The sequence below is a fragment of the Arthrobacter sp. R3-55 genome (assembly GCF_054161505.1).
In genome coordinates this window covers 3,495,536-3,506,548 of the sequence record NZ_CP096423.1, presented here as the reverse complement: position 1 = coordinate 3,506,548, position 11,013 = coordinate 3,495,536, and the positions used below count along the sequence as shown (strand labels likewise).

The 11,013-nt window shown below is 61.7% G+C and carries 8 protein-coding genes and 1 pseudogene; 4 read left to right on the top strand and 5 right to left on the bottom strand.

Translation table 11 applies throughout. From position 1 onward, the window contains the following. Positions 1-260: 260 nt before the first annotated feature. Positions 261-674, bottom strand: coding sequence for a hypothetical protein (locus tag M1D51_RS16060; RefSeq protein WP_458107188.1), 414 nt, complete (start codon positions 672-674; stop codon positions 261-263). Between the two features lie 104 nt (positions 675-778). On the opposite strand from M1D51_RS16060, the gene M1D51_RS16055 reads away from it, so the two are divergent. Then, the gene (locus tag M1D51_RS16055; protein WP_458107187.1) at positions 779-2,029 is read left to right on the top strand and encodes a plasmid pRiA4b ORF-3 family protein; all 1,251 of its coding nucleotides are present in this window, start codon (positions 779-781) and stop codon (positions 2,027-2,029) included. Here the strand turns inward: M1D51_RS16055 and M1D51_RS16050 are convergent. From M1D51_RS16050 to M1D51_RS16040, 3 genes and pseudogenes are all read right to left on the bottom strand, one after another. Then, positions 1,992-2,774, bottom strand: a pseudogene (locus M1D51_RS16050) (tyrosine-protein phosphatase). The gene M1D51_RS16055 and the pseudogene M1D51_RS16050 overlap by 38 nt on opposite strands. A gap of 23 nt (positions 2,775-2,797) precedes the next feature. Further along, positions 2,798-4,216, bottom strand: coding sequence for a UDP-glucose dehydrogenase family protein (locus M1D51_RS16045; protein ID WP_458107186.1), 1,419 nt, complete (start codon positions 4,214-4,216; stop codon positions 2,798-2,800). Continuing rightward, the gene (locus M1D51_RS16040) at positions 4,213-5,379 is read right to left on the bottom strand and encodes a glycosyltransferase family 4 protein (protein ID WP_458107185.1); all 1,167 of its coding nucleotides are present in this window, start codon (positions 5,377-5,379) and stop codon (positions 4,213-4,215) included. Before M1D51_RS16040 ends, M1D51_RS16045 begins: the two co-directional genes overlap by 4 nt. A 157-nt stretch (positions 5,380-5,536) precedes the next feature. Here M1D51_RS16040 and M1D51_RS16035 point away from each other — a divergent pair, with 157 nt between their 5' ends. From M1D51_RS16035 to M1D51_RS16025, 3 genes are all read left to right on the top strand, one after another. Beyond that, entirely contained in the window at positions 5,537-7,432 is a 1,896-nt protein-coding gene (locus M1D51_RS16035) for an FG-GAP-like repeat-containing protein (protein ID WP_458107184.1), read from the top strand. A gap of 94 nt (positions 7,433-7,526) precedes the next feature. After that, complete coding sequence (locus M1D51_RS16030; protein WP_458107183.1) at positions 7,527-9,398, top strand: FG-GAP-like repeat-containing protein; 1,872 nt, start codon at positions 7,527-7,529, stop codon at positions 9,396-9,398. 273 nt (positions 9,399-9,671) lie between these two features. After that, positions 9,672-10,301 (top strand): excalibur calcium-binding domain-containing protein, encoded by a 630-nt coding sequence (locus M1D51_RS16025; RefSeq protein WP_458107182.1) that lies wholly within the window; start codon positions 9,672-9,674, stop codon positions 10,299-10,301. Between the two features lie 200 nt (positions 10,302-10,501). Here M1D51_RS16025 and M1D51_RS16020 read toward each other — a convergent pair whose 3' ends face one another. Further along, positions 10,502-10,939: a MerR family transcriptional regulator gene (locus M1D51_RS16020; RefSeq protein WP_458107181.1), complete on the bottom strand. Its 438-nt coding sequence runs from the start codon at positions 10,937-10,939 to the stop codon at positions 10,502-10,504. Positions 10,940-11,013 lie beyond the last annotated feature (74 nt).

Genomic DNA, 11,013 nt, shown 5'->3' with positions numbered 1-11,013 from the left:
CTCGTGTACTCCTGTGACGGCTCACGGAGTCTCTGGCTGGGCACGACTCCACCTGGGGGTAGACGGGTGGAGCCGTGCCGCAGTGCCTCCTACGCCAAAGCGGGTGGGGCTCCCGCCGGACACCGGGACTCCCGCTTCGAAGGCACAACAGGAGACTATGGCCCGTTTTCCTGCACTAGGTGGCAAAAAGGGGCAACTAGGTGCCGTATCCGGAGAAATTAGGTATTGGTGCGGAAGAAATAGGTGGTGAGGGTGAGCGCCTAGGTGTTGGCCCGCCGTCGTGCGTTCCGTCGTTCCACCGACTCCATGTAGGTGACGATGCTCGCGATGGTCAGCGCGACCGAGAAAATCACAGCCAGCAAAGTGGAAGTGTCCTGGAAGGGAACCACTATCAAGGGGCTCAGCATCATGGCATTGCCGAACCCGGCTGCAGCAAAGACGCCCGCTTTGAGAAGCAGGCACTTGAGGGAGTCGACCATCAGCACGGCTATCGGCGCCACGACTCCCAGCGCCATGGTCAGGACGACGGCGATTGCCCTCAAATCTGCGGGGTCCAGGACGTCGAGGCCATCAGGAGGGGGCGCCGTACCAAGCAGGGTTGCCGACACAGCCGAGCAAACAGCGACGACGCACGTGATGATGCGAAGAGCCGCCGGGTAGAAATGCGTGATCACTGGTAAGTCCTTGTCCTCGTTGAGTTCGACCCCCTACATAGAGGTAGTGAGCGGAACTGGCAGCGAGTGACGCGGGATCGGGGGTGACTGGCAGAATTGCCGTTATGGATTCGCCTCAAACCGTTCCGGCGGTCGAGCTTCGCCTTTCGATCAGTGGCACGGAGCCCCTGATCTGGCGTCAGCTTGTCCTCCCGGAAAGTGCCACCCTCGCCGAGTTGCACGGTGCCATCCAGTGCGCGTTTGGGTGGAGGAATTCCCACCTTTACGCCGTAGCGGGCCACGACCGATCGGGTAAAAAGCGACTCTTCATGGACGTCGACGACGACGACGGTCCAGAAGGTGCCGAAAACCCGGCCGCCGCGCGGCTGCTGGAGTTGTTTGACCCTCAGAAGCCAGGAGTATCAGACCTCCTGTACGAGTACGACTTCGGCGACAGCTGGACACATGACATCGAGGTTGTTGGCCCGGCCGTGTTGCACGAGAACACCATTGTCTGTCTCGACGGAGCCATGAGGGGACCCCTTGAGGATTCCGGCGGAGTGGGTGGCTACGCGAACGTGGTTGCTGTTGTCTCCAACCCCAAGCACCCCGAGCATAGGGAAGCCGTTGAGTGGCTTGAATTCGTGACGCAGGAGAGTTTCTTGAAATTCGATCCGAAAGCTTTTGATCTGGTGGCAGTCAGCGGACAGTTGCGCAGTTTGGCGCAGCGGCTCTGGCCAGGCGAGGTGACGGTTGCGGACTACGAGGACGTTCTGGGCCCGATCCTATGGTTTCTCCAGGAAGCCCAGCACGACGGTCTGCCGTTGACCTCTGCCGGATACTTGAAGCCGTCCTTCGTCAAGCACGCCATGACCGAGCTTGGCTGGGACGACGAATGGATCTCGGCTGGACGGGTCGAGGTGAGCACGTTGCCCATCCGGAATCTTCGGGAGCAGTTGCAGGAGTGGAAACTTCTGCGGAAGCTCAAGGACAAACTGCTCCTCACGCCCAGGGGACGGAAACTGGCCGGGGATCCCGAAGCCCTGTGGGATTTCCTGGCAGACCAGTTCGCGAACCCAGGCAGCGATGCGGAACGCTTGGCAACGCCGCTGTTCGTTCATTGGGAGCTGACTGGCGACGAGCCGCCCTACAATCTTCGGGACCAAGTGATCCAGGCCGCCCTTCACCACAGCGGTTTGACAACCCGGACGGGTGGCGAGATTCCTCTGTCTTGGGCGAGCGACCTCTACTACGACGTCACACGTAACCTGCACCGACTGGAGCTATGGGAACGCCCAGGTTGGGTGCGGATGAATGAGAAGTTGTCCGACGCAGGGGTCAAGTTTCTCTTGGAGGTTCAGAGCCGGATGGACTGACTCCGGTCTCTACGACGCTGCCGCGCCAGCTGAACAGTGCGTCGCGGTCACTTTCGGGGAGGCCAGCTGCCTTGATGAAGCCGGGGAGGTCGAAGCCGGCCAAAGCCGTTCGGAAGGCACCTTCCGTGGTGGTTCCGTGGCGCTCGCAGAGCTCGTTGAGCAAGGATTCGGCACTGTTTCTGTTGCTGCTGGCTGCGCTGATGTCGCCCAGCCGCACGGTTTCGAGGTAGTCATCTACGATTTCCTCGGTACCGGCGTTCACGGCCGACAGCAGAATCATGGCAATAATTCCGGTCCTGTCCCTGCCACCCATGCAATGAAAAAGGACGCCGCCCGGCGGTGCATTGAGTATGGCTGAGATAGCAGCACCGGCTCGTTCGGGCATCTCATTGAGGTGGGGCAGGAAGTACAGAGCGGTGCCCACCAAACCGTTATCCCAGTAGCCGGTCCAGAAATCCGTGTTCTCAAGGCCATCGAGGTCCACGTTGATGGTGGTGAGTCAGGTTGGACGTTTCTGGGTATCCTTCTGCCGTTCACCCGGTTGGCGAAGATCTACGACGGTACGGATCCCGGCCTCGTGCACTTGCTGCCATCCGTCGGGGCTGATCCGGTCCACGTTGTCGCTGCGGAAGAACACTCCGCTCGGCGTCAGCGTTCCGTCAACGCGTTCCAATCCGCCGAGATCGCGCGCGTTGACCGTACCCTCGACTCTGAGGGCACGGTCCTTTCTTCCAGGCTCTTCCATGTTCCCAGTAAAGCAAAGGGGGCCTACGCCCGCGCGTGCTTCTTCCCACCGGCACGCCCGGCGCCGCCCGAACGCCCCGCCACAGCAACCCCAGCCCCGCCACCCTCGCCAGCCACAACCGATGCCCCCGCCCCCAACCCGCGGACCGTCCACCCCGCACTCCGCCAGGCCTCAGCGTCTAGGACGTTCCGAGCGTCCAGCACCATCCGGCGTCGTACGAGGCCTCCCACAACCGAGGGCGACAGCGCGACGTATTCGTCCCATTCGGTGAGCAGCAGCACCAGTTCGGCGCCTTCGAGGGCGCGTTTGGTGTCGGCTTCGAAGCGGATTTGCGGGTAGCGGATCCAGGCGTTGTTGATGGCTTTGGGGTCGGTGACGGTGACGTGAGCGCCTGCCGCAGCGAGTTGCTGGGCGACGTCCAGGGCGGGGGAGTCGCGGATGTCATCGGTGTCGGGCTTGAAGGCTGCGCCGAGGATGGTCACCGTGCGGCCGGACAGGAAGCCGCGGCACATCTCGCGGGCCACCTCCACGGCGCGGGACCGTTGGTCCAGGTTCACCGAATCAACCAAGGCCATCCACTCATCCACGGACGGCACCGAAAGTTCGCGTGCCTGTGCGCGGAACGACCGGATGTCCTTGGGCAGGCAGCCACCGCCGAACCCCAACCCGGCGTGCAGGTACCGGTTGCCGATGCGCGGATCCAAGCCCATCGCCTCGCTGAGTTCGCTCACGTCAGCGCCCGACGCGTCGCAAAGCTCAGCCATCGCGTTGATGAAGCTGACCTTCGTGGCCAGGAACGCGTTCGACGCCGACTTGATCAGTTCCGCCGTCGCGAAGTTGCAGACGAGCCGCGGGATGCCGGCGCTGATCAGCGGCTCGTACACCGCATCCAGCACGGCAGTAACCGGAGCGCCGGCCGCCGCACCCTTGCCACCCGGGACGCCATAAACCAGCCGGTCAGGGACCAGCGAATCCTTCACCGCTGTGCCCTGGCGCAGGAACTCAGGGTTCCAACCGAGCAGCACGTCCGAACGTCGGGCCAGAATCGCGCGGAGCGTTTCCACCGTGCCTACCGGCACCGTCGATTTACCCACGACGGCGGCACCCTTGGCTAGGTGGGGTAGGAGGCTCTTCGTGGCGCCCATGAGGTAAGAGAGGTCGGCCGTGTCCGACGTCTTGGACTGCGGGGTACCCACGCAGAGGAAGTGCACCTGCGCATCAGCTGCAGCGGAGAAATCCGTGGTGAACACGAGCCGGCCGGTGGTGCGGCCGTCCTGGAGGAGCTCGTCCAGGCCGGGCTCGTGGAAGGGGGCCACAGCCTTGTTGAGCTGTTCCACCTTGGAGGAATCGACGTCGATACCCACCACGTTGTGGCCCATCGAAGCGAGCGTTGCTGCGTGAACTGCGCCGAGGTAGCCGCAGCCGATCACGGAAATCTTCATGAGGAGGGTCCTTTGCTTGAGGTGAGTTCTGTGGGCCCGTTTTCACGGGAGAAGGAAGCGATGACTTCGGTGTAATGCCGCACCAGGTCGGCGCTGAGCACAGGCCACGTCCGCCCCTGGACCGAGGCGGTTGCTGCCGTGGCGAACGCGCGGCGCTTGGCGTCGTCGCCCGTCAGGTCCTGGACGTAGCCGCGCAACTGGCTGAGGTTCCCGGGCTCGTACAGCCAGCCGGTGCGGGAGTTTTCTACGAGATCCAAGGGGCCACCACGGCCGGTCGCCACCACCGGAACGCCCGAGGCCATGGCTTCCTGAATGGTCTGGCAGAAGGTCTCAAACTCGCCGGGATGAACAAACAGGTCAAAGCTCGCAACAGCCTCCGCGAGTGCATCCCCGCCAAGGAATCCGGCAAAGTGCGCGTTGGGGAGCTGCGCTTCGAGGGCCGCGCGCTGCGGGCCGTCACCCACAATCACCAGCTTCGTGTCGGGCAGGTCTGCCAGCACGGCAAGATCCTCAACCTGCTTCTCCACGGCGAGCCGGCCGACGTAGCCGATGATTCGGTGACCGTCGGGCGCTACCGAGCTACGCCACGCCGTCGAACGTTTAGCGGGGTTGAAACGGGCGGTATCCACACCGCGCCGCCACATGTCCACGCGCAGGATGCCGCGTCCACGCAACTGGTTCAGCGCGAACGTGGACGGCACAAGGGTTCGGGTTGCCAGCAGGTGGATGTTGTCCACGCGGTTCCAGGCCCAGTTCTCCAGGAACGGCACGCCATAACGGGCGGCATAGCTGGGAACTTCGGTTTGGTAGATCGCCACAGTCGGGATGCCGAGTTGGTGGGCGGCCTGCACGGCGCGCCAGCCGAGGACGAACGGGGAAGCGAGATGAACGACGTCGGGGGAGAAATCGGCAAGGATTCGCTTGACCCGATTCACACCACCCAACGCAACCCGCACATTCGTGTAACCGGCCAGCGGCACCGACGGAAGCCGGTGCACATACGCACCCTTCTCGACGCTCGAAACATCAGTGTCCGACGTCGACGGCGCGATCACCATCACCTCATCCCCGCGCACCTGCAGATGCTCCAGCACCCGCAGTATCGAGTGGGTTACCCCATTCATCAATGGCAGGAATGATTCGGCGACGATTGCGATCCTCACGCCTTCCACGGTGGTCGCGGCGGTTGGCGTGGCGGGTTCGATCCGGTGGCCTGTGGAGGAAGAGTTGGTTAACAGGTGGTTCTCTGTTTTGTCTCAGCGTCCGCGTAGACTTCCGGTATCCGACGTGCTGGGCGTCGAAAGTTCTGGGGGTCTTGCCATGGTTGCTGCTGGGGATAGTTCGCGCGCGCTTGGGGGAGTAAACGCACGACGACGGCGCCGGGCAGCGGCGGGTATGGTCGCCGTCGGCTTGGGGTTGGCTTTGGTGTCCGGGCCTTTCGGTCCGATCGTTACGCCGGCTGTTGCTGATGCCGTAACGGATTTTGTTCCGGTGGGCGAACGCCCGGGAAATATCGCCGTCAACCCGGTGACCAACAAGGCCTACGTGGCTTCCTTCGAAGGCGTTTCCGTCATCAACGGCGTTAGTGCCAGCGGAACCATAAACACCGGTGACATGCCCTGGGACGTCGACGTCAACACCGTCACCAACACTGTCTATGCAAGCCTGATCGGCGGAACGGTAGCAGTGGTGGACGGGGCCACGGAGCTTGTCAAAGCGTCAGTGACAGTGGGCAACGAGCCCTACACTGTGACCGTCAATGAGACGACTAACAAGATCTACGTAAGCGTCAAAGGTGGCGTCACCATCATTGACGGAGCCACCCTGGCCACCACGTTTGTACCGCTGGCCGGCGGAGCGCAGGACATCGTGGTGAACCCTGTGACCGGCAAGGCCTACGTCATCTCCGACGGAACCATCAAGGTCATTGGAGCAGGCGGCTTCGTGACGGGAACCATCGCCCCGAGCGGGAGCCCCGTCCTCAACGTGGCTGTAAACACCGTGACCAATAAGGTCTATGCGAGCACAGGGGCCACCTCGGGTGCCAAACTCCTGGTCATCGACGGAGCCAGCGACACTATCGACGCAACTCTTGCATCGTCCAGCCAACTCGGCCTCGTTGCTGTTAACACCGCCACCAACCGGATTTATGTTGCCGTGGACGGGCCGTCAACTGCTGGTGGCGTGAAGGTCTTCAACGGCTCAACCAACGCCGAGATCGCCACCATCGGGACCACTACCCGCGTGAACGAGCTAGTGGTCAACCCCACCAACAACAAGATCTACGCCGGCACCTACAGCGGCGGCACTACCGTCATCAACGGGCAGAACAACACCCATTACACCGTGTACACAGGCAACGAGCCCGTGGCCGCAGGGGTTAACACCACCACTGATAGGGTCTACGTGGTCAGCTACCTGCGGGCATCCGTGGGCATCATTGACGCAAACGTTGAGCCGCCGGTCAAGAACGACTTCAACGGTGACGGCTTTGCTGATGTCCTGGCCCGGGAAGCTTCGGGCGTGCTGTGGCTCTACCCGGGCAACGGCTCAGGTGGTTGGCTGCCGCGTATCCAGGTGGGCCAAGGGTGGAACGTCATGAATGCCCTGATTGCTCCCGGCGACTTCAACGGTGATGGCAACGCCGACGTCCTGGCCCGCGACACCGGCGGGCTGCTCTGGCTCTACCCGGGCAACGGTTCAGGTGGCTGGCTTTCCCGCGTTCAGGTCGGCACAGGCTGGTCCGGTATGACCGCCATCGAATCCGCAGGGGACTTCAACGGTGACTCCCATGTGGACATCGCAGCCCGAACCGCCTCAGGCGTGCTGATGGTGTACCGCGGCAACGGAGCCGGTGGCTGGCTGTCAGCCATCCAAGTGGGCACGGGCTGGAACGGCATGTCCGAGATCACCGGAGTGGGCGACTTCAACACTGACGGTGTCTCCGACCTTGTTGCCCGCGATAGCTCCGGCGCCCTCTGGCTCTACCCGCCCAACGGATACGGAAGCTGGCAGCAGCAGCGCGTCATCGGGCAGGGCTGGAACGTCATGAACTCCCTTGTTGGTCCGGGCGACTTCAACGGCGACGGCAATGCCGACATCCTGGCCCGGAACTCCGCCGGCGAGCTTTGGCTCTACGCCGGCAGCGGGGGAGCGGCGTGGCCCATGGCTTCCCGCGTTGGTACGGGGTGGGGCGGGATGACGGCGATTCTGTAGTTCACGTCACAGGCTGTAGACTCCGCTCATCGACGCGGCAGTCGCGTCTCATTTTCTGGGGGTCCCCTTGGGTTCTGTCGCGTCTGGTTCTACTGTGTCCGGATTGAAAAAGTTGGGTCGAAAGCGGACGACGGCGGCTCTTGCCGTTGTGGGTGCGATGGCCGTTTCGCTGTTGGTTGGGTCACCGGCGAAGGCTGACTCGACGTCGTTTGATATTGCCGTAGGCAAGGCCCCGCATGACATTGCAGTGTCAGGCAATGGGGACGTCTATGTGGCCACCGACAGCGGAGTCTCCGTCATCGATGCGGAAACCCGAAAAGTGACGACAGTTGACGTGGGTGGCGTCGCTCAGGGTGTTGCGACCTTGGGAAGCAGCACTGCCTACGTCAGCGTTGCAGGCAAAGCGGGTGCTGCAGGGTCCGTGGTCATCATGAATGAGGCCACGGTCGCGGGAAGGGTCAAAACAGGAGCCAACCCGCGAACAGTGGCCATTAACCAGGTCACCCGGAAAGTGTATGTTTCCTACAGTTACGGGATCACCGTCATTGACCCTTGGGCTGAACATGCGACGGTCGATATCCCCTACTACAACTCAACTCCGCGGAGCATGGTTGTCGATTCATCGCGAAACAGGGTGTTTGTCCCCACAGGCGGTGGCGTTCTCACTGTCATCGACGGACAGACGAACTTCAAGAACGTTTATGTGTTGGGCGGCGGCGATGCGATTGGTCATGCCGTCAACACCCGGACCAACGAGGTCTTTCAAACCCTTGCAGGAAGTTATCTAGGCCGTCCGCAAAGCGATTTGGGAATCGTTGAAGACTCCCCCCATGCGAGCTTTTTGTACCGGCAGGATGAGACTTTCGGGAAGGTGGCTGTGGATTCCTGGACCGGAAATGTTTCTGTCGAGTCCACGAATGCTGGTGGCAGTTCGTCGATTGTGCTGGTGAATCCAGCTACGGCGCAGAAGATCGCCCAGATTAGCGTTCCGAGCGAGCCGACCGCATTGGCCGTCGATTCCACGCGCCACAGAACATATGCTCCCTTGAGCCGTGGGGGTGTCGCCGTCATCGATTCATCCAACACCTCGTCAGTTGTTCGAACCGGAGTTCAACCTGTAGCCGTTGCGGTCCACGAGTACACGGGCGCAACGTACGTGGCGAATCAGGGAAGTGCCTCGGTGACGGTTGTGCAGTCCGCCGATCCCAGACCCGTGAAGAACGATTTCAACAATGATCGAAATGCAGACGTTTTAGCGCGTGACGGCTCCGGCATCCTCTGGCTCTACCCGGGGGATGGTGCTGGCGATTGGCTCGACAGGCGCCAAGTCGGCCAAGGCTGGAACGTCATGACGTCTATGGTTACTCCTGGCGATTTCAACGTTGACGGCTATTCAGATGTCCTTGCCCGCGACTCATCCGGCGTGCTGTGGCTCTACGGCGGGAACGGTTCTGCAGGTTGGTTGCCACGCGTGCAGATTGGCACGGGTTGGAGCGGCATGACCGCAATTACCTCTGCTGGTGATTTCAACGGCGACGGCAACCTGGATGTTGCGGCACGGGACGGTAGTGGCGTCCTGTGGTTGTACCCAGGAAATGGCAAGGGCGGGTGGCTGGCCAGGGTCCAGATCGGTTCTGGCTGGTCATCCATGGCGGACATCGTGGGCGTGGGTGACTTCAACACCGACGGCTCATCTGACGTGATGGCACGGGATTCCGGCGGTCGGCTCTGGCTCTACCCCGGAAACGGTGCAGGCGGCTGGTTGCCTCAGGTGCAATACGGCCAGGGATGGAATGGCATGACGGCGCTCTTCGCGACTGGTGACTTCAGCGGTGATCGAAAAGCGGACATCATGGCTCGCGATTCGTATGGCGCATTGTGGCTCTTCTCCGGCAGTGGCGGCGCAAAGTGGCCCATCGGAAGTGTCATCGGTCAGGGCTGGAACGGTATGACCGCGATTCTCTAAAGTGATGAAACGCCAAAACCCCCGGATGCAGTTCATGCAGTCGGGGGTTTTGGGTTTTGACGTTCCATGTCTAGACCTCGCTCCGAGAGCAGGGTGGGCAGTTAATAGTGGTTCGTAGCGCAGTCTCTGGGCGACGTGAGGCTGAAATTGTCACAATCAGAACCATTCAAATGTTGCATCGCTAGCGCTGATATCTTGTCTGCTAGCGAGCCCTCCGGAATTTGGCACTCAGGCCCTTCCAGAGTTTCGGCGTCGCTTCAAAAAGGGGACATTTTGAAGAAATTACTTGCACTTGTTGTGCTCACTGGAATTGCGTTGACCGGCTGCGGAAAGGCATCTTCTGCGCAACCTGTGGCCAGCACTACCGTAGCCGCTGAACAGAACATCGCGGTGCCGAACGTTGTTGGACTCACGCTCGACAAAGCTACTGATCAGCTCAAGGATCTCGGGCTCAAAGTTGAAGCCGAGGATGTGAACGACGGTAAGACCATCCTTTCCAAGAAGAACTGGGAAGTAGTCAGCCAAGATCCAAAGCCCGCAGCCCAGGTTGAAAAAGACTCTAAGATAAAGCTCGGAGTGCGACACCTCACCGACGAAACTGCGACGCCGACTCCCACGCCTACCCCCACGCAGGCAGTAGTCCCATTAGTGGCACCGCCCGCCCCGCCAGTCGTCGAGACTCCGGCGGTTGTTGTGCCGCCGCCGGTAGTTGAGGCACCACCAGTTGCTCCGGCCGCGCCTGCCAAACCACCTGTCCAACAGGCTCCACCCGCGGCCCCGGCGCCCTACTACAAAAACTGCGCGGCTGTCAGGGCTGCTGGTGCTGCCCCGATCCATATCAGCCAGCCTGGCTACGGAAGTCACTTGGACAAAGACGGAGACGGGTGGGGCTGCGACAAATAGTCGAGTCGGATCACCAGTAGTGACAGGTGCGGCCCTCCCCTATGTGAGGGCCGCACCTTATTGCGGACCAACTTCGAGGCAGTCGGAGCGGGGGATCGGGCACAACCTGAGGGCTTGCGAATCCACGGAACGGTCTTCGATACCTGCTCAGGCATCGAACCCTTTGCTTGAGGGCGCGTAGGGTAGGGACTTCAGTTCCTCTACTGCTCCCCACCCCGCGCCCGCTTCAGATCCTTCCGCAGCCCCCGGTTATCGGCCCGGAGTTCCCGGTTGTCATCAGCAAGCCCCCGGTTGTCCTCGCTCAACCCCCGGTTCTCAGCCTCCAACTCCAGCACCATTTTCACGCCGGCGAGGTTGAGCCCCTCATCCAACAAAACCCCGATCCTGCGAAGCGTCACCAGGTCGTCCTCGCTGTAGCGGCGTGTGCCGCCGTCGGTCCTGTCCGGAGTGACCAGGCCCTTGCGCTCGTACTGCCTGATGTTCTGTTGCCCCGTGCCAACAAGCTCCGCCGCCACAGAGATCGCGTAGACCCCGCGCGCGTCACGGTCGTCAGCAGAAGCGGGCGTGCCGTTTGCCGCGGAAGCAGCCGGGCCGCCGTCGTACTCTTCAGCGGCAGTCGTGCCATCCGGAGCTGCCATCAAAGACCTCCAAAAATCTACCGATGAACTACTTGCATCCACTCTCTCACCAGTGCTATAAAAAATCTATACCA